Origin of the sequence: Buttiauxella sp. B2, from assembly GCF_006376615.1 — a bacterium.
Lineage (GTDB): Bacteria > Pseudomonadota > Gammaproteobacteria > Enterobacterales > Enterobacteriaceae > Buttiauxella.
Window position 1 is genome coordinate 160,558 of sequence record NZ_VEXQ01000007.1, and the last position, 20,451, is coordinate 181,008.

Annotated in this window: 16 protein-coding genes; 5 read left to right on the forward strand and 11 right to left on the reverse strand. The window is 45.7% G+C overall.

Going from position 1 to position 20,451, the window contains the following annotated elements; genetic code table 11:
* Positions 1-8 precede the first annotated feature (8 nt).
* Positions 9-2,051: an oligopeptidase A gene (prlC, locus tag FH968_RS10740; protein ID WP_139879233.1), complete on the reverse strand. Its 2,043-nt coding sequence runs from the start codon at positions 2,049-2,051 to the stop codon at positions 9-11.
* 141 nt (positions 2,052-2,192) lie between these two features.
* Positions 2,193-3,464, reverse strand: coding sequence for a phosphatase PAP2 family protein (locus tag FH968_RS10745; RefSeq protein ID WP_139879236.1), 1,272 nt, complete (start codon positions 3,462-3,464; stop codon positions 2,193-2,195).
* A gap of 172 nt (positions 3,465-3,636) precedes the next feature.
* Between FH968_RS10745 and FH968_RS10750 the strand changes: the two genes are divergently transcribed.
* Together FH968_RS10750 and gorA are read left to right on the forward strand one after the other, a co-directional pair.
* Positions 3,637-4,479, forward strand: a complete 843-nt coding sequence (locus FH968_RS10750) for a 23S rRNA (adenine(2030)-N(6))-methyltransferase RlmJ (RefSeq protein WP_139879238.1) — start codon at positions 3,637-3,639, stop codon at positions 4,477-4,479.
* A 213-nt stretch (positions 4,480-4,692) separates the two neighbouring features.
* Entirely contained in the window at positions 4,693-6,045 is a 1,353-nt protein-coding gene (gorA, locus tag FH968_RS10755; RefSeq protein WP_139879241.1) for a glutathione-disulfide reductase, read from the forward strand.
* Between the two features lie 370 nt (positions 6,046-6,415).
* On the opposite strand, the gene FH968_RS10760 is transcribed toward gorA, so the two are convergent.
* The 6 genes from FH968_RS10760 to FH968_RS10785 all read right to left on the reverse strand — a co-directional run bounded on the left by FH968_RS10760 (position 6,416) and on the right by FH968_RS10785 (position 14,851).
* Positions 6,416-6,982 (reverse strand): LuxR C-terminal-related transcriptional regulator, encoded by a 567-nt coding sequence (locus tag FH968_RS10760; RefSeq protein ID WP_139879243.1) that lies wholly within the window; start codon positions 6,980-6,982, stop codon positions 6,416-6,418.
* Positions 6,983-7,092: 110 nt separating this feature from the next.
* Positions 7,093-8,022 (reverse strand): hypothetical protein, encoded by a 930-nt coding sequence (locus FH968_RS10765; protein ID WP_139879245.1) that lies wholly within the window; start codon positions 8,020-8,022, stop codon positions 7,093-7,095.
* Positions 8,023-8,031: 9 nt separating this feature from the next.
* On the reverse strand, positions 8,032-8,820 hold the full coding sequence (locus FH968_RS10770; RefSeq protein ID WP_139879247.1) for an OmpA family protein: 789 nt from the start codon (positions 8,818-8,820) through the stop codon (positions 8,032-8,034).
* A gap of 81 nt (positions 8,821-8,901) precedes the next feature.
* Positions 8,902-13,380: a YadA-like family protein gene (locus FH968_RS10775; RefSeq protein WP_139879249.1), complete on the reverse strand. Its 4,479-nt coding sequence runs from the start codon at positions 13,378-13,380 to the stop codon at positions 8,902-8,904.
* Between the two features lie 61 nt (positions 13,381-13,441).
* Positions 13,442-14,206, reverse strand: coding sequence for a hypothetical protein (locus FH968_RS10780; protein ID WP_139879251.1), 765 nt, complete (start codon positions 14,204-14,206; stop codon positions 13,442-13,444).
* A 222-nt stretch (positions 14,207-14,428) separates the two neighbouring features.
* Positions 14,429-14,851, reverse strand: coding sequence for a winged helix-turn-helix domain-containing protein (locus FH968_RS10785; protein WP_139879254.1), 423 nt, complete (start codon positions 14,849-14,851; stop codon positions 14,429-14,431).
* Positions 14,852-15,607: 756 nt separating this feature from the next.
* Between FH968_RS10785 and FH968_RS10790 the strand changes: the two genes are divergently transcribed.
* A complete protein-coding gene (locus tag FH968_RS10790; RefSeq protein ID WP_139879256.1) occupies positions 15,608-16,417 on the forward strand; it encodes a winged helix-turn-helix domain-containing protein in 810 nt (269 codons plus the stop codon).
* Positions 16,407-16,892 carry a hypothetical protein gene (locus tag FH968_RS10795; RefSeq protein ID WP_139879258.1) on the forward strand — a complete coding sequence of 162 codons (486 nt, stop codon included), beginning with the start codon at positions 16,407-16,409 and terminating at the stop codon, positions 16,890-16,892. Before FH968_RS10790 ends, FH968_RS10795 begins: the two co-directional genes overlap by 11 nt.
* An 85-nt stretch (positions 16,893-16,977) precedes the next feature.
* On the opposite strand, the gene FH968_RS10800 is transcribed toward FH968_RS10795, so the two are convergent.
* Entirely contained in the window at positions 16,978-17,220 is a 243-nt protein-coding gene (locus FH968_RS10800) for a hypothetical protein (protein WP_139879260.1), read from the reverse strand.
* A 964-nt stretch (positions 17,221-18,184) separates the two neighbouring features.
* Here FH968_RS10800 and FH968_RS10805 point away from each other — a divergent pair.
* Positions 18,185-18,862 carry a LuxR C-terminal-related transcriptional regulator gene (locus FH968_RS10805; RefSeq protein ID WP_139879262.1) on the forward strand — a complete coding sequence of 226 codons (678 nt, stop codon included), beginning with the start codon at positions 18,185-18,187 and terminating at the stop codon, positions 18,860-18,862.
* A 167-nt stretch (positions 18,863-19,029) separates the two neighbouring features.
* Here FH968_RS10805 and FH968_RS10810 read toward each other — a convergent pair whose 3' ends face one another.
* Positions 19,030-19,650, reverse strand: a complete 621-nt coding sequence (locus FH968_RS10810; RefSeq protein WP_189389084.1) for a helix-turn-helix domain-containing protein — start codon at positions 19,648-19,650, stop codon at positions 19,030-19,032.
* A gap of 88 nt (positions 19,651-19,738) precedes the next feature.
* Positions 19,739-20,347 carry a winged helix-turn-helix transcriptional regulator gene (locus FH968_RS10815; RefSeq protein WP_139879267.1) on the reverse strand — a complete coding sequence of 203 codons (609 nt, stop codon included), beginning with the start codon at positions 20,345-20,347 and terminating at the stop codon, positions 19,739-19,741.
* Positions 20,348-20,451: the final 104 nt, after the last annotated feature.

Below are 20,451 nucleotides of genomic sequence, written 5' to 3' on the forward strand. Positions count from 1 at the left end.
AGAATGAATTAGCCCTTGATACCGTAATGAGCCAGCATCGCATCGAGCTGCGGTTCACGGCCACGGAAGCGTTTGAACAGCTCCATTGGCTCTTCAGAACCACCACGGGTCAGGATGTTATCAAGGAAAGACTGCCCGGTTACACGGTTGAAAATACCTTCTTCTTCAAAGCGTGAGAATGCGTCCGCCGCAAGCACATCAGCCCATAGATAGCTGTAATAACCCGCAGCATAACCACCCGCAAAGATGTGGCTGAAAGCATGTGGGAAACGGCCCCATTTTGGTGAAGGCACAACAGCAACCAGCTTCTTGATTTCATACAGAGTTTCCAGCACTTTCGCACCAAGCTCTGGGTTGAATTCAGCATGCAGACGGAAGTCAAACAGGCCGAACTCCAGCTGGCGAAGGATAAATAGCGCAGCCTGGTAGTTCTTCGCCGCCAGCATTTTATCCAGTAATTCTTTTGGCAGCGGTTCACCTGTTTCGTAATGGCCAGAGATAAACGCCAGCGCATCAGGCTCCCAGCACCAGTTTTCCATAAACTGACTTGGCAGCTCGACAGCATCCCACGGCACGCCGTTGATACCGGAAACGCCCGCCGTTTCGACTTTGGTCAGCATATGATGCAATCCGTGGCCGAACTCATGGAACAAGGTGATCACTTCGTCATGGGTAAACAGCGCCGGTTTGCCGTTGACTGGACGGTTAAAGTTGCAGGTCAGATAAGCGACCGGTTTTTGCAGCGAACCGTCTGCCTTGCGCATCTGGCCCACGCAATCATCCATCCACGCCCCGCCACGTTTGTTTTCACGGGCATACAGGTCGAGATAGAAGCTGCCGCGCAGTTCACCTTTTTCGTCATACAGTTCGAAGAAACGTACATCTGAATGCCAGACATCGATGTCTTTACGCTCTTTTGCGGTTATACCGTAAATGCGTTTCACCACTTCAAACAGGCCGTTAACCGCGCGATCTTCAGGGAAGTACGGGCGCAGTTGTTCATCGCTGATGCTATACAGATGTTGTTTCTGTTTTTCGCTGTAATAGGTGATATCCCACGGTTCCAGCTCCGTGACATTAAATTCTTTTTTCGTAAACTCACGCAGTTGCGCCAGTTCAGCTTCACCCTGTGGGCGCGCACGCTTAGCGAGGTCGGTTAAGAACTCCAGAACCTGCTGCGGGTTTTCAGCCATTTTAGTGGCCAGCGATTTTTCCGCGTAGTTACCAAAGCCCAGTAATTCTGCCAGTTCATGGCGTAGCGCCAGAATCTCTTCCATTACTGGTGTGTTATCCCACTTGCCTGCATTCGGCCCTTGATCGGAAGCACGAGTGGCATAGGCGCGGTACATTTCTTCACGCAGTTCGCGGTTGTCGCAGTAAGTAAGTACTGGCAAGTAGCTTGGAATATCCAGCGTCAGCAACCAGCCGTCCTGGTCTTTCGCTTCGGCCTGGGCACGTGCTGCCGCCATTGCGCTTTCCGGCATACCGGAAAGTTCGCCGTCATCAGTAATCAGTTTCGTCCAGCCCTGAGTCGCGTCCAGCACGTTATTGCTGTAGGTGGAACCCAGTTCAGACAAGCGCGCAGCAATCTCGCCATAACGCTTCTGTTTCTCTTCCGGTAAACCGATACCAGAAAGTTCGAAATCACGCAGCGCGTTATCAACAGCTTTTTTCTCTGCCAGGCTGAGATCGGCGTAATTCGCACCGTCACGCAGGTTGCGGTAAGCCTGATATAGCCCTTCGTGCTGGCCCACCCAAGTGCTGTATTCAGACAGCAACGGAAGCGTTTGTTCGTAGGCTTCGCGCAATTCCGGGCTGTTTTTCACAGAATTCAAATGGCTCACTGGTGAGAAAATACGTCCCAGACGGTCATCAACTTCAGCCAGCGGCTGGCAAAGGTTTTCCCAGCTATAAGGCGCACCCTGTGCCACCACACTTTCGACTTTCGCACGACAATCATCCAGTGCTTGCTGCACGGCAGGGACAATATGTTCAGGTTTTAAGGCGGAAAACGGCGGCAGCTCGAAAGGTGTTAACAATGGATTAGTCATAAGCGCGGTTCCTGATATCTGAGAAATGGAGCGCACGATGCGCGCTACAAAAGCAATCTTATTAAGATGAGGCTTAGTGTAGCTAATTTCAATGCCAGGCGGGGACGAAGCGGGGCAAGCTGGTTGCCCCAGAGTCTAAAATCAGTGAATTTTTTGCGCCATTGAGTATGCAGCAGGCAAATTCAAACGCTGCCAAAACTGTTGTTCAGCGGTTGTGCCTGAGGGCGGATAGCCCGCAGGTATTGCGGTTTTGACCATCAATGCACGGCGCTGAGCGGCAGAAATGTGCGGTAAAGCGGTTTCCAGCAGCACTTCAGCCCCCTCAGGCACCTGAATCTGTTGTTTCTCACCCTTCTGCTGCGGCAAATCGTAAGTCATGGTGAAGCGGTAGAACGTATTCATTGCCGGGTCACGATACGGGTCGTCTTTGCCGGTGCTTTTTGCGCATTCAGCAAGCGGCATTCCACACTCTTTTTCTAACGCGGTGCGTAACTGGTCTCGCGCTTCGTTGAACAATGCGCGGTACTTACCGTCATTAAGATAGTGAGCGACATTGCGTTCGGCTACCATCCGCGATCCCATCACATCTAGCGGATAATGCACGCCAAGCACAATACGCGAGTAACCGTAGCGGGCACCTCGTATAACCAGTGCGTCAAAACGTTCCGGGAGCATCTGCGCCATCAACAGTGCATCGGTATAACCGGTGTTTGTATGGCCACTAGGGAATGAGCCACCGTCAGCCGTGTATGGCTTTTTGTCCTGAATAATCACATCGTCCGGTACCAGGTGAACGGTATTCCCTTCGACCAGAAAAGGACGCGGGTAGTTGAAGTGTTTTTTTGCAGCGCCCGTGCTGACTTCGCTGGCTTTTATCAGTGCCGCCGCTTTGCTTAGCTCGCCTTTGTCATAGGCGGCGAGAAAGGCTTTACCAAGGCGTGGCCCCATTGCGCCACTCAGAAAGTAGAGAAAACTGATGCCTTCGGCGTCAGCAAGGGCCTGATGCCGGGTAGTTTGCGTGGCGTCCCGGTTGATGGCGGCCACGGTATCACGATTGGCCTGCAATACTGAATCCGGCAGTGTGCTAAATGCAGAGAGCAACTCCATGCCCGCCTGCTGATTAACTTTGCTCTGGAAATCATAACCGCTTGCTTTAAGCCAGGCGGTATCAGCCTGGTTTGCGCTCTGTGTAGCTTTTGCCAGTTGGTCACGTTTTAAGGTAGTGGCGCTGCCTTTAAGGGCATGACGTAACGCCGCAAGCGATTGGCTTTCCAGCGCATTAAACGCCGGGCTACTCGAGGCTTGTGTAACACTGCCTGCAATGGCATCCGCCAGGGCTAACGGAACATTCTGCGCCAGCGCTGGCAGTGTTGCCGCCATCATGGCGAGTAACATCGAAAGACGAGTTTTCATTATTTTTCCTTTTACTCAAACAATTACCTTGCCTGAATACGACGCTAGCGTAGCAAATTGATACTTTTATGACAGGCCCTTCGAAACAGCCAGCCAGCCTCTGCGGTAATCTGGCGCAATCTGCGGTAAACTGTGTGAAATTTGTTTTCTCATTTCCGGAATTCCTGCATCCATGCTCAGTTATCGCCACAGCTTTCACGCCGGCAACCATGCCGACGTACTAAAACATACCGTTCAATCCTTAATCATCGAATCGTTAAAAGAGAAAGAGAAACCTTTCCTTTATCTCGATACACATGCGGGAGCTGGCCGATACAAGCTGAGTAGTGAGCATGCCGAACGAACCGGTGAATATCTGGAAGGGATCGGTCGCATCTGGCAGCACGATGATCTACCAGCCGAACTTGAACCCTATATCAATGCAGTTAAAGCCTATAACCACAGCGGCCAACTGCGTTATTACCCGGGCTCCCCGCTGATTGCACGCCAGCTTCTGCGCGAGCAAGACAGCCTGCAACTGACTGAACTGCACCCGTCAGACTTCCCGTTGCTGCGCAACGAGTTCCAGAAAGACAATCGTGCCCGTGTTGAACGCGCTGACGGTTATACCCAGCTGAAATCTAAACTGCCGCCGGTATCGCGCCGTGGTCTGATTCTTATCGACCCGCCATATGAAATTAAAACCGACTACCAGGCTGTCGTCACGGGTATCAACGAAGGTTACAAACGTTTTGCGACGGGTACTTACGCGCTGTGGTATCCAGTCGTTATGCGCCAGCAAATCAAACGTATGCTGCGTGAACTGGAAGAAACAGGTATCCGCCGCATTCTGCAAATTGAACTTGCCGTGCTCCCGGACAGCGACCGCCGTGGCATGACAGCTTCCGGCATGATTGTTGTCAATCCACCGTGGAAACTCGAGCAGCAAATGGCTACTGTACTGCCGTGGTTGCATAAAACCCTGGTTCCTTCAGGTAATGGTTCCACCACGTTAAGCTGGGTCGTACCGGAATAAATCCACCACTAAATGATTCGAGTTGCAGGTAGGCGGCAAGGGAGTGAGTCCCCTGGAGCTTACTTTAGTAAGTGACTGGGGTGAAGGAGTGCAGCCAACACCCCTGCGGCTTGAATTATGACGTGGCTATTGCAGCCATCGGTGGAACCTTGCTTCTAAACACTCGCGAAGCGTTACAATCGCGCATATTTTTCGACTCAATAGGGAAACATCATGACCAAACATTATGACTACCTCGCCATTGGCGGCGGCAGCGGCGGGATTGCCTCCATTAACCGTGCGGCAATGTATGGGAAGAAGTGCGCACTGATTGAGGCGAAAGAGCTGGGCGGCACCTGCGTAAACGTGGGTTGTGTACCGAAAAAGGTGATGTGGCATGCGGCACAAATCGCAGAAGCCATTCATAACTACGGCCCGGACTACGGCTTTGACACCACGGTGAATAAATTCGACTGGGACAAACTGGTCGCCAACCGCACCGCGTATATTGACCGCATCCACACCTCTTACGACAACGTGCTGGGTAAAAACAACGTAGATGTGATTCGTGGCTTTGCCAAATTTGTCGATGCGCACACCGTAGAAGTAAACGGTGAAACCATCACCGCTGACCACATTCTGATTGCGACCGGTGGCCGCCCAAGCCGCCCGTCTATTCCAGGCGCTGAATACGGTATTGATTCCGACGGTTTCTTCGCACTGTCTGCGCTACCAAAACGTGTTGCAGTAGTGGGCGCAGGTTATATCGCAGTTGAAATCGCAGGTGTGGTTAACGCGCTGGGTTCAGAAGCGCATCTGTTTGTGCGTAAACACGCACCGCTGCGTACTTTTGATCCGCTGATTGTTGAAACGCTGCTGGAAGTGATTAATACCGAAGGCCCAACGCTGCATACGCAAGCCGTGCCAAAAGCAGTTGAGAAAAATGCCGATGGCAGCCTGACCCTGCACCTTGAGGATGGCCGTTCAGAAACTGTAGATTGCCTGATTTGGGCGATTGGCCGTGAACCAGCAACGGACAGTTTTAATCTGGCTGTTACCGGTGTGAAAACCAACGCTCGCGGTTATATCGAAGTCGATAAATTCCAGAACACCAACGTGCCGGGCATTTATGCCGTGGGCGATAACACCGGTGCTGTGGAACTGACTCCTGTGGCGGTTGCCGCTGGGCGTCGCTTGTCAGAACGCCTGTTTAACAACAAGCCAGACGAACATTTGGATTACAGCAATGTGCCAACCGTCGTGTTCAGCCACCCACCAATCGGTACGGTCGGTTTAACCGAGCCACAAGCGCGGGAGCAGTACGGCGACGATAACGTGAAGGTATATAAATCTTCCTTTACTGCGATGTACACCGCAGTGACATCTCACCGCCAGCCATGCCGCATGAAGCTAGTATGCGCGGGCCCAGATGAGAAGATTGTCGGTATTCACGGTATTGGTTACGGCATGGATGAAATGCTGCAAGGCTTTGCGGTCGCACTGAAAATGGGCGCAACCAAGAAAGACTTCGACAACACCGTGGCGATTCACCCAACTGGGTCGGAAGAATTCGTTACTATGCGCTGAAAGTTCTAGTGTAGAAAATGAATCTGCACACCTTTGTCATTCTGAAAACTGGCTGTAACAAGCCAGTTTTTTTATGCCCATTTTTAATGATTGTGATTCTGATATTACATTCATGCCTGCATCAAATATCGAACGTGTTGCCGCATCTTGTGAATCTGGTGTTTAAATCGCATCAGCACTGGTGACAAGGAAAACTGCAGTTCCACTCATCATCTGAAGTGAATATTCCGCAGTTGTTTCCTGTCACGCTTGAGACTGATACAGGATTTCAAGCAATGACCCCGCTTCCTACGGGGACGGAAATCTGGATTATTGCCGGTACTACCTACATGCTAAACGGCTTCAATATCCGTGGCGATTCAGTGTTAGCCTAATGATAAGTGCATAAATAGCTGATGAGATTATCTGGCAACTGAAATATATTACAGGCTCGCTGAATCCCTATTTTTTTTAATGCATTGCGTTGATGTTGATATGCCGTCTTGATGCATATATCTAAACTCCGGCTCATGCTACTGATTGAGATTCCTTTAACAGTAAAGAGCAATATATCTTTTTCTCTTCCTGTAAGCTTAGGTATATTGGCAACCTTAGCCTCCGAATATTTAAAATGAATAGCTTGTAGTAAATCACTAAGGTAGAACTTCTTCGGAATTAACTGATACTGAAATATGAGACCCAAAATAGACGTGCTTTCAGTTTTTGTTATAATGACCGACGCCTTGCTATTATTAAGCCCAAGCAACACATCAAAGCTCAGCTTATAAAAATCAGGCAACAACACAAAAACATCCTCTTTTGAAGCACAAAAAAATAAAAATGCATTATACGGAGATGATGGATCAACCTGCACGCAATTATAGGCAAGCCTATCAGACAGCGCATGCTTAATTCCATTAAACATATAAAAATCGTTCGTTAAGATGAAAATATTCATATTAATGAGTCCAGAGATATCGAGTTAAAAATCACAGGGGAATAGCGATAACAAAACCCTTATTTCACTTAATAAACAAGACCAAGGGTACAAGCCTGGCATCATTGTTATTATTTGCTTTTATTCTTATTTTTATTCTGCGATTGTGATTTCTGTATGTTCTCTTGTGGTTGAGATGCAATAATCGCCACATCAGAGAAATATTCCTTCCCAAGGATGCGCCCATTACCAAACCAATCCACACCGCGAGCACGTAAACGGACACTATTTTTGGTTTGTATCAACTCATTCCCATTATCATCAGCGACGGCAAACCCATCCTGAGTTAACGCATTTATCTGAAGGTGGCTGGCATTATTACCGTAGAATTTTTTTAGTGTACGGAAATACTCCGGCGCATAATTCATAACAGCGCTCATAATGCGTTTTTGCAATTCACTTACAGAGATGTTTTTGTCAGCACCCATGTTCTTTGCGATGACTGCATACAATTGTCCAGTTGACTGAGCGATAGCCATTTTCACTCTGGCGTCTTCCATAAAACCAACCTGGTCGAATGATTTCTCCTCTAATGTTTTAGTATCACCAGTGGTGTTTTTCTTCTCCTTCACTGTATTTTTATCGGTACTCGCGACTTTAGTTTTAAAATATGCAGAGCTGTCTGTTGTATAAAATAGTGATGATGATAAATAAGAAACACAAGCCATCTGCTGTTGAGCCAGATTCCCATTAACCAGCATGGAGAACACAGCGCCTTGCTGAGGTATTTTAGTTGCATCAATATTATTTTTTTGCAGCATAGTATTCACTTCCTGCTGCGTTTTATCACCTCTAGCCAAATCGCAAACCTGCTGCATCAGAAACTCATTTCGTTTGCCGTCTAATTTCGGTGTTGCCGAAATTAAGGTATCCGTAATGATATTCCATGATGGAACACTGATTGACTTGACGGTTAAATCTTGTGGTGCAGACATGGCTAACGCTGATGCCTGGAGAATAAGACCGCCAATGGCGGTCTTGATTAATTTACGCTTGAGCATATTACTGACTTATCCTGCGTTGATATCAACGGTCATACGGCGGTTTGGAGCCAGGCAATCAATGACTGCGGCAGATTGTTTACCCGGGCAAAAAACCTGAGGATTACTGTCGCCCATACCGCGCGTTTCAATGCTTTGGGCAGGGATGCCATTTGTCACGAGCAGCTGCTTCACTGAATCAGCGCGAGCCTGTGACAACCGTTGGTTTTGAGCAGGATTACCAATTCTGTCGGTATAGCCGGTAACAACAATATGTTTGCCCGTAAGAGACTCAGATTTCAGCTCAGAGGCCAGCAGCTTTACGTGCTTAACACCTTCCGCAGACAGTGATGCACTGCCAAAAGCAAACAGGCTTGAAGCACTCAATTCTTTATGAACAGGAGCGACTGGGGCTGCTTTTAATTGAGACAGGCAGTTTTCCGGAAGGAAATAGAAGCTCTGTGCTTTCATGTCAGTATCAAATAACACTTTATACTGGCAGGTCAGTACGGATTTATCTTCCTTGGTAAAGTGGAAAATATAGTTCCACTCTTTCACTTTCATGACGCCTTCACTGAAATGCGGAACACCCAGCAGTTCATAAATTTGCGCTTTAGTCATACCGGCACGAACCTGCTCCAGGTTGGCCACATTAACGAAGCTACCTTCCGTTCTGACAGCGCTTGCCGCATCCGGGAATACCGGGTTATCGGTTTTACCCTGTGAATCGACATTACTGGTAGAGCGAGTACAGCCAGAGAGCAGAAGCAGAGCACCAACAACCATCACTAAACGGTTAGGTTTGGATTTAGTAAACATATTTAATTCTCACTTAATAATTTTGGGATGAGTCCCCGGCAAGCGCCGGGGACGATAAAGCACACTATTGAAATCTGCGTGTTACCACTGGTAACCCACACCGACTGCCGCACCCAGGTCACCCTGAGAGGTGCTGGTACCGGACAGTTTAGTGACCCATTTTCCATTGTCGGAAATGGTAGACACGCCCAGTGCGACGGCAGACTGACCCTGATAGGTGCCTCCACCCATGCTGACCATGCTTGCACCTGGAGCGTAAGGCTGAGGCAAACTTGCCATTGCCATCGCACCCGAAATACCGGCACTTAACTTGTCGTTCTGGTCATCAACCATATTTTTCAGTGAGTTAAATTTGTTATCTGTGTACTGATTAGCGTTAGTGACCCCTTGTTTCAACTGGCTGACGTTAACCGCATCAGTACCCTGGGTACCCGCGGCCACATTTGCAATTTGACGCTCAGAACCTGCAGCACCGACAGACACGGTATTTGCACGGTCAGCAACAGAGTTTGCACCCAGCGCTACGCTGTTATCCGCTGAAGCAACAGCACCAGCACCACCGGCAGTTGAATCTTTGCCCGTTGGTTTAGGTTTCGGCAGATTACTGGTGTTGTTCACCTGGAACATGCCATCTGTGCCTTCTGCAATGTTGGTCACTTGGTTTGCCACGGTAGTCAGCTGCGAGTAGTTCACCGCATCGCTAGGTTGTGTGCCGTCTGCGAGGTTGGTAATCGTCGTCGGATTTCCTTCAAGCGTAATCTTGTCGTGGTTAACAGTGCCATCTGGATTGTGATCGTACTTCACAGCTTCCCCATCAAGCCCGTTCTGACCCGCACTCAGTTTATTAATTGCATCTACTGTTGCGTACAACTGAGAACCGTTAATCGCATCGGTACTGGTGGAATTAACTTGACCTGCCGCCACGTTAGTAATGGTACGTTCTGCATTTTCATCACCAACACTAACGGTACCGACTGGGTTTTTGCCCTGAACTTCGTAGTCAACACCACGGATAGTCATATGATCCAGGCCGATTGCCGTCTTAGTTTTAGCTCCATCGCCAAGGGCGACGCTGCTGGCCGTAACAGCCTGAGCACCAGTACCAATCGCAATTGAATTTGATGCCGTTGCAGTCGACCCGGTACCCACAGCTACCGCGTTGTTACCTGAAGCAGCAGCACTTACACCTGCGGCCATAGAGTTCGAACCGGTGGCCCCATCGTTGTTGTAGTTACTTCCAGTCGATCGGTTGGCGCTGCTCATGCTGTAGTAGTGCGTTTGGGAAGCCTCAGCACCGGCTTGTACGGCCTTAAGCTGGCTAACGTTCACCGCATCGGTATCGGATGCACCTGCCGCAACATTAGTAATACGACGCTCTTGGCCCGCAGAACCAATGGACACTTCACCCACCGGGCCCAGACCCGCGATAACTGCGGTTGTGCTTGGGTTGTAACCTGCCAATGAAAGGTTTGCCAGCGTGGTGCTGTTCGCACCCAGCGCTACGCTGTTATTAGCTGTTGCACTGGAATCACGGCCCATTGCCAGGCTGTTCAGGCCAGAAGACTGTGCCTTGTAACCCAATGCGGTGCTGCCCTGCCCCATTGCATATGAATCAAGCTCTTCCAATCCCGCTTCGTTGGTACGTGCATAACGAATGCCCACACCATACTCATCGGTGTACTCATTTGTCGTGTTACCAGCGATTTTGTACAGCTGGCTACCGTTGATGGCATCAGAACTTGTTGAGTTAACATCCCCATTAGCCACGTTGGTGATCTTGTTCTTCGCTACAGTACCGTGTTTAGCACTAAACGCGTTCGCACTCGGGTCCCACAACAGGGCGTCCTGAGACAGTCCATCAATCGCATCAAATGCGGTATAAAGCTGCGAGCCGTTAACCGCATCAGTGCTGTCCGCTGTTACATGTCCTGCCGCTACGTTCGTGATAAGGCGCTTATTATCTGTGTTGCCTACGCTAACCTGGCTTGTTGGGCTAGCACCTGCAAAGTCACCAAAAGTATGACCATTTACTGTTACGCTGCTGGTACCTTCAGTTGTGCCTGTGACAGAACCGGAACCCAGGGCTACATCTCCTGCATTCAGAGCTTTTGCACCATAACCCATTGCTACAGAATCAACACCTGATGCAGCAGCCCGTGCGCCTGCGGCCATCGCATTTGCACCGGTTGCACCGTCATTGTTGTAGTTGCTACCTTCAATGTTTTCAGTACTGTTCACACTGTAATAGTGAGTTTTCACTGCATCTGCTGAGGTTTTAAGCTGGGATACGTTTACGGCATCAGTATCGTCAACACCTGCTGTCACATTGATAATTTTCTTACTGCCTGCATCAATACCGGTTACCAGTACTTTCGGCCCGTTAGTCAGCGTCAGGCCGTTGTCATTCAGTAAGCTGTTACCGATGGTCATGCTACCGGTTGAAGTCAAATCCAGGTTCTTATTCAATGCAAAGTTCATAACACCCGCATCATCAGCACCACTCTGGGTGACAGCGATGTTGTTATCAGCACTCTGGAAGATCACCTTACCTTTCGGGCCAATGTTTGCACTAGTGCCACTAGCATCAGTCACATCCCAACCTGCATTAGCCATTTCAGCAACGGACGACAGCTGTGCCACGTTCACTGCATCACTGCCTGCCGTACCCGCTGCAACACCCGTAATTTGACGGAAGTTACCTGTTGAAGCATCGCCCACAGACAGCGCTGCCAATGTACTCGTTGTTGCATTAATTGCTGTTTGAGCAGCAGCCGAGACACCTGCTGGTACATAGCCTGCATGTCCAAAATCAGTAGAAGCAACTGAACCTGCACCCAGTGCTATACCTTTTGCCACGGTAGCGCTAGCACCGGTACCAAGAGCTAATGAAGACTCCCCATCAGCTTTTGAACCCTGGCCCAAAGCCATGCTAGAAAGACCAGCAGACAGGGAGCCGATACCCATAGCTACAGAGTTTTGACCTGCGCTACGTGCACCGATACCCACAGCCACTGAATCCAGACCGGTTGCACCATCGTTCGCATAGTTGGCTTTGTTCACGCCACCATCATTTACGCTGTAGTAGTGAGTTTTTGATGCATCCAGGTCCGCTGCAACGGCATACAATTGTGAACCATTGATAGCATCAGTGCTGTTTGATTCCAGGCGGCCCGCGGCCACGTTGGTGATAGTACGTTCTGCACCGGCTGCACCTACGCTCATCGCAGCTACAGGTGTAGCACCAGCGAAAGTAAAGGTGCTGTCGCCAATAGTTTTGCTCGCAGTACCTACAGCTGCCGCAATAGTTGAGTTATTACCCAGAACGATGGAATCATTCAGGCCGGTACCAACATTGACGTTACTGCCGACAACAAAGACGTTATCGGAGTCGATGAGGTTGCTATTACCCAGTGAGTAGCTGCCGGTACCATTAATAATGCTTGGGTCACCAATCGCTGCGGAATTATTACCGTTAACGATATTGCCGGTACCGATGCTGATGGAGTTGGTGCCGTTAGCTTGGGATTTGGTACCCATAGCCACACCATTGATGCCTACGGCTTTAGTATGATCGCCAATAGCTACGGAGTCAGTTCCACTCGCCACAGCCCAGAAACCATGTGCTAGTGAGTAGTCACCAGTAGCATTTGATCCCCCCCCCATTGCAACACTTGCAATACCATTAGAATTAACCATTTGACCAATGGCAATGGAGTTATCTTTGGTTGCTTGAGCATCATTACCCAATGCAAAAGAATTACCTGCAGAAGCAATTGTTCCTTCACCTATAGCAATGGCGCCGGTACGGTTGGCATATGCGCCGCCACTACCAGTACCAGTTGCCTGAGCCCCACGCCCAATAGCGATATCACTCACATTATTGGCTGCAGCACTAACACCTAAAGCAACGGTATAATCTTTATCCGCCAGGGAGCTGTGGCCTATAGCAACACTATCTATACCTTTAGCAAGTGATAAATACCCAATTGCATTGGAATAGGCTCCATTAGCAACTGCGTAGGGGCCCATTGCGTAACTATTCGCGCCGTTTCCTTGAGCATAATCCCCTATTGCAACCGCACTTTGGCCCGTAGTTTTAGCTGAAGTACCTAAAGCCATTGACCAGTTGCCAAGTGCATTAGCCTGATAACCAATAGCTGTTGATTTGACACCCGTAGCAACTGTGATATCACCAATAGCTACACTCCCACCTGATTGAGATGTAGTTGATCCTGCAACCCTACCGTCTCCGGCTGTTGCAGCTCGACCAATAGCAATGTTGCCTCCCCATGTAGTTTCAGGAGTTGGAGTAGGAACTGGCGCGGCAGAGGCACCAGACCCAATGGCGATATTTATAGCCAAACCTGAATCGGTGGTGGCCCCTCCGGCCATATAAGCTCGAGCATCTTCCATACCCACCATTGACAGTGCGAGCGCACCGACCACGCCAGCCGTAGTAGCAGCAACACTTTTTCCTTTGCCTTTTGCTTTACCAAATTCACTGACCGCGATAAGCATTTGCAAGCTTGGATTCCAGACTAAACGATAAATCTTATTCATAATATTTCCTTTCCGGCCATCACTGGTCCGGGATAATTCCAGTTAGTAGGGCAACACCGGGTTACAGCGCGGCCATTTCCTTGGTGATGAATGGGGTTTCCAACGAAACGTTGTTCAATTGGCTTCTGTTCTGATCAAAAAGATTTTTTGCTGCTGCATTGTCATGCTTCACATACAGCAGCCAGGTTCCGGTGAAGAAAGTGGCTTCGGTTAAGGCATCGCTGCGTTCAAGTTCAGTAGTGAACGACATGGCCTTAACTGCGCTAAACACCGCTTCAACAGAGCCTTTTCCGGTATATAAATTGGCAATAGCCTGTTCATTCGGCTGGGCGAGAGAAATAGCGCCAACCGTGTCTTTCTTGTTGCCATGCGCTTTCTGGCCAGTACGGGCGTTGAGCCACAACTGCCAGAGGCGGGCATAATCCCTATCGCGAACATTCGGGCTAAGCGTTAATGCATCAAAGGCTTTGCTGGCCTCAGCGAAACGACCCAGCGCCACAAAGTTGACCGCAGAAGGAACCGCAATTTGCGAGTCCAGTTCGGTACCTTTCAGGGTGTCGTAAGCACGGCGGGCTGCTGTAGGGCGGCCAGCCAAATCGTTCGCCACTGCCTGGTTGAACATCGCAATTCGGTTTTCCTGGGTCTGAGGTGTCGCAGAAACTTGCGTTGGTTTTTTATTTCCGCTGCTGGCCTGCGCCACCTCAACAAAATAGGAGGCCGCCATTAAACTCAACGAACCAATTAGCAATATGCGAATCACACCAGGTAAGAACGTGCGAGTGCTTGAATAACCACGCTGGGTTATTCGCGAAATAAATTTGGTCATAGAACTATCACTCAATTAATAAGACGGTTTGATACCGTAGATTGAGCAGCATTTATTAATGCCACCCGCTCATTACTTATCCTTGTAAAACAACTTCTAAATTAAAATTTATAGAACCTCTGAAAAGGTTATAAGGACCCCTTCTTTTCAGAATTATTTTATTTGTTATGGGTAATATTTACGGGTGTAACACCCTCAAACTAGCACATCAATTTAATTAACTTAGACGAACTCTCCATCATTGATTACAATTGGGAGCTCGCTAACTCGGTAATATAGAGGAGTAATTTCCTTATAGTTAACGGTGTAACCTGCACCTCTTATTGTCGCGATAAAGCCATCAGGCAACCCCAGTGACATTAATTTTTTATTAAGCCCATTCAATACTTGCCATAACCGCTGTGGAGAAGAACTTAATTTTTTGTCTTCCCAGATTTTCACTAACAACTCATCCTTGGAAACTCGATTCCCTCTGGCATTATTCAGCATATAAAGGAAAAGCTGGAACATTGTTTCGCTAAAGAAAACCGTCCCAAACATCAGATTTTTTTCCGTGCCATTTGAGGAAAGCCGATACACTTGCCGGTGTTCAATGTCGAAATGAATATCTTTCCCAATTAAGAATCCATACAGTTGATAGCTCATATCTTCTCTTACATATACATATACATTATTAAAATGAAGTTAATATCTAAAAGCAGTAGGTGAATATCCATACTCGTTGTATGCGGCAATTATATTGAGACACTTAATTATTTCAATATACATTCAGACATACTAACTACCACAGCATTCTTTCATTCGAAAGATCTCTTACCCTTTAAAAACACAAGGATTTAGATTTTTTCACTTAAATGTTAAAAACAAAGCAAATTTAATGCTGATTTTCGTTATTTTCAAAAACTCAAAAATAAATATTTTATTGGACAATAGAGATGAATTTTTCTGCAAATTTATTGAGTAAACCCATAATTTACAAAAGGAAACATTTCAACGGTCGGGTTAAATTCCTAATAATAATCAACGATTACATTATATTATTATTTATCAACACATTACTCATTTTACATACTGGTTCATGTAACCCAGTCAATTTTGCTAAACCGCTATACTTAGCTCACTCATCCGGCGAGATAAACAATAAAACACTTTCCTAAAATGGCGGAATGATCTTATGTGACTTATACTAATTCAGAACTAACATAATGATTTTTAATAAAAAAATAAAAAATTGCTAATGATGAAATGATTATGAAGGTGTGATGATTCATAACTAATTGATAGGATAGAAATTTAAATCTAAATCAGATTTTCTCCCGATTATATTAACATTTAATTAACCTATTATTTCTGGAAATATTAGCTTAATACCTCCTGAAAAACAGAGTAAGCGACTGATTTATGAAAACAAATTACATTATTAACGAAAGTGTAGTTTTTGACCCCGAAGAGCAAAGTCTGTCGCCTTACGACCAACCCGGTATAGAGGTCACTCTCCACATTCCAGCAAGTGAATGTTTGCGTCAGTTGCTTTTGCATCAAGATGAGGTCGTCAGCCAGCAGTTTTTGTTTGAGCAGGTATGGGAAAAAAATGGAACCTACGTTTCAGCCAGTACTCTTTATCAGAACATTGCCTCTGTCCGTAAGGCGCTTAAAGCTGCCGGGCACCTGGAAGACATTATAAAAACGGTTCCTAAGGTAGGATTTAAATGCATTGCAAACATCAGAGAAATTGAGAAAGTAAGGGAGGAGTTACAAAATGAAGTCACTACTGCCACTTCAACCGAAGAAATAAACAAAGAAACTATCGCTGTAGCTGAAAAACCCTTACTCCCTGGGCATGAAAAAAAACTGGCTCACATCATCAAACCGTTTATTTATATAGCTGCTTGTCTGGCTTGTTTTGTTCCTGCTATCACGATTTATCTGCAGCAAGATAGCAATACTGCGTTCTTTTCGAATTACAGCCATTCAGGTAAAGTTGGAGAATGCGAATTATACTCATACTCTTCGAACTCGAAAAAAAGCATAACCATTTTTACAGGGTTAATGGAAAGACAACAGTTGCATTGTAGCCAGGGCGAAGTAGCTTATATGACTGCTAGCCAGGGTCTAAATTTAGCCTCGATTCTATTATGCGATCGTGTAATTAGCAAAATGGGCGTTCAGTGTGAAACATACGTCTATAAAGGAAAGGGCAATGAAGAATAGAAAATTCATACTACTTGGTATACTCGTTGTGGTTTTTTCTTGCCTACCTCTATTGTGGCTTGAGTTTCAGTCATGGCAAAATAATCATTTTTCTTGTGAAGGTGATTTAACACTAATCACTAAAGATGGCGTGATCAACGCAAAATTGAAATTTCATTTCAATAATGGAGATGGCGAATATTATGGCGTCAGCAAACAGATAGTGGCTAACAAACCAGAACAAGATGTTAACAGAAGCGTACGATTTAAATACTGGCTTGAAAAGAACGAGGTCTTAATGGTATCTGAGGGAACGAGTGATGAATCAGAGCTGGCTAATAGTTTAACCCAAAATATACCCGATTTTTTCCGATATAAAGGAAGGGGGCTGAATCTTAGATTAGTCACTCAAGGATATGCGGGGTTTGTGATCGTTGAAGATGATCTTCCTCTTTTTTATTGTGCTCGAACAAATGAGAAACATAACTTCTGGTGAAACACTCCATTTTCACACAGATTGGTCAACTAACCCATGTTGCTCATGCCATTCAGTAATGTGAATGGCTAAATTATTTGGGATATTAAACTACCATTACCGTTATAAAAGATTCTTTGAAACTGATAATTATAATGCTTCCTCCCACATCATGCACACAACCCAACTGACAATACAATTCGCTATGCCTAACAGCATATTCAATCAAATTATGAGCATCAAGAAATTCAGATTCTGCGGAGGCAGTTATTGAAAGATAGCGACTGATTACGGCATAACGTTGGTCAGGGGAATTGCGTACAGTGAACTCGATAAGTTCTTTAATCATCTGACTTTCCCTAAGAAAACCCTGGTCTCCTTCCGTTTATATTTTGGATAAAAGCAGCATTAACCTCTAAGGGGTGCAATGCCAGCTACGGAAACTTCATAAGTAATTAGTGCAGATATTATAGCGAAAAATGCCCTAGCTAAGTTCAGGTCATATTCCTATTTATTAATGAGTGTAGCGCGCCTGCACCACATCAATATGAGAGCCAGCCGCAACCCATTTACCTATCATTCTGGTGCGGTGTGTGATGGCGTTTACTATGACGATTACCCGAAATATTTTCTGGCAACAGAGAACATCTCTGTTTTCGTCGAGCGAATCCGTCATGCCCTTGATAAATAGTCAGTATTGCGCTGGCAAGCCGCTTGAGTTATTGCCACTAAAATCTAGCAAATTCCCAAACAGTTTTTATGGTCTGATATGAAGTAAAAAAATGCTCATGTATCCAGACTTCATATGTGTTCATTGGTGGGTAATCTATCATTCCTCTGATGATATAAAGTTCATTAATCAATGTAATATTACGTTCCCTCCCGCACTTTACGGGTCAGATGAGACTCACTCCCCACTCGTAAAGAGGATGGGAAGTTTTTGTAGGAAGCGCAAAACCTTCAATAAACTTAGCCAGCTTGTCTTTTTATTGAAAACGTTCACATTCCTGCCATAAATAATAAATAACGAAAACCATTCAGTTTAATATTTAAAGAAAGCACGCATCGGAACCAGGATTCTTACATACAACATCATTCGGGATCTAATTTTAGACCAGATATTCATTGTAGAAATGTACACCCACATTCAAAATATAAAACATTGGAAAAAATATGGTTAGTTTTAAATCATTTATTAATAACTTTAAATATCAGCGCGTACCAAATATCTACATTTAAACCAGCACTGTTATGGAAGGTAAACCTTTTTATCGATCAGTGGTTCTTTGTCACCTCAGCAAACTTGGTATCTTATGTTTAATATATTAATTACAGGGCAGGATAATTTTTTTCGCCACGGATTGGAGTCTGTTTTTTCACATATTTTAAAATTTTATTTTTGTCGCTCACCTGTTTTTCACGATAACTCAGATGTGAACGTGATCCCCTGTCTTGATGTTATTGTTATTCTGTTTGGCCCTGGGGAAAGTTATCTTTGCTATCCGGAACTGGTCAACAGAAAGAAAAATTGTCTGGTTATCGGGTTCCATAATTCAGGGGGAAGCAGAGCTCAGGGGTATCTACCAAAATGCTTTTCTGGTGCACTATTTTTGAATACTGAACAATCAGTACAACAGATTATGAGTAAAATTATTTGTGCGCTAAAAGTGGCCCGAAAGCTCACTAATTCACTTAACGAACTGCAATGCCACTTGTGCCGGAGGCGAACATTATCCAGGCAACAGTACATCATCACCGAGCGAATCTGCAACGGTGAGGGAATCCAACAGATTGCTCAAGAATTAGGGATAAGTAATAAAACGGTCAGCTCACATAAACGCCGTATAATGGATAACTTTAATTTAAAAAATACCAAAGATTTAATGAAGTTCCTTATAAATATTCGGCATGGTGAACAGAACTGCATATTGCGAGCTGACTACTTGTCTGTTTTTCGCTATAATAATGAAGAACTTAAGGAGCACAATTAACTAACTGCACTGATACCAGCGACGCAGGACAATCAGAAAATCGCCCTGCCGTTCATCAGGCATTCCGTCACTACCCATTATGGTCCGGCGAATTTCGCATGGATGGCGCTTGCCACTAACGGCTAAAAATTTAATTCAGAATACTGTGAAAGTATCGCATGGATATTTTAGTTAATTTTTTTCAAACCAGCGACGGAGGTTAGATAATCATCATCCATTTTTATCATGCTTTTCCTGCGAAATTCAGAGAGGTATTTTATAATATCACTCCGCGAAATATGCGTTCGTTGCTGGATATAATCGTAAACAGTTGTACTGTTTTTAATCGTGTCGGGTTCATTGAACAGGGTCAGCAAATGCCAGCAAATGACTTGCTTTGTATTTTTGACTACCAGGTGATGAGTTAAATAAAACAATTTAGCCAGTGAGTACATTAAAATATTATTGAGCGGATGCCAGAGATTCAACCGTTCGATATTTCCTATAAACTCAGAGTAAGGAAGAACCTCGAAATCAAGAGGTGTTATAGCTTCAATATATACTTCACTTGTCAGGTCAATAATATCATTTAGACAAATTATCGCCGGGGAAATGATGTTGCAGATAATTTTACGATCTTCAGCACGACGAAGGTTTGCCGATCCTGAATGAATAAAATAACAGTCTGGTATAGCCAGGCTGTTAAATGAAACAACATTTCCAGGTCGGATAGAGACAATACGCTTCGGGCAGGAGAGTGCCTCATGGAGTTGAAGCACGCTTTTAATTGGTTTTTCCGACAATTTCATAAAATATATCCCACTGATCATAATAGGATTATTTTACGTATATTGTAATTGTCCACAAGAAATTTGCATTCTAAAAATATAGTTTATATCAGTATTTGGCTGGCAATGTGTTAATACTTAAAAGCACGCCGCGACTGATATCAATATGGCCACCTTTTCTTAGATCACTTAGTATTTTCATAATGCCGCTGCGGGATAGCAATGTGCGTTCATGTATATAGTCGCAGGCATTAGTTTTGCTGCGTAATTCATCACTCTCATTCATTAATGCCAGCAGATTGTTGCGAATAAGATCGTAGGTCGAAACACCGGTGGTGGCGAAATTATGTTTAATGAAGTTCTTTGTGTTGTACATGAAAATATAGGCCAGTTGCTCCCAGAGATTTTCTTTCCTGATGATCTCTTCAACCGCATTTCTAGGGATAATCTCGTAACGTATAGCGTCGCGTGCCTGAATGTAAACATCACCATTATCAGGGAAAAGGAGATTTAGTCCGATAATAAAAGGAGCCTTGGCATTTGATAATAAAAGATGATCTTGCCCACGATACAATGCAATCGTACCTTCATGAAGGAGAATACTCATGGGCTCAGCATACTGTACAAGTGAAATAATTTGCCGCTCTCTGCCATCCTTAATTCTGGAGGGATCAGAGATGCTTTTAAACAAACTGTGAAAATATTCTTCGGGTTTCATGGTTGATCCGCCGGAAACGAGATGCTTACATTTTATCAGAGTCTTGCCAGAAGTGTTAATTTACAACGTTATTTTTCCGAAGCGCTCTACACATTTAGTTTCTT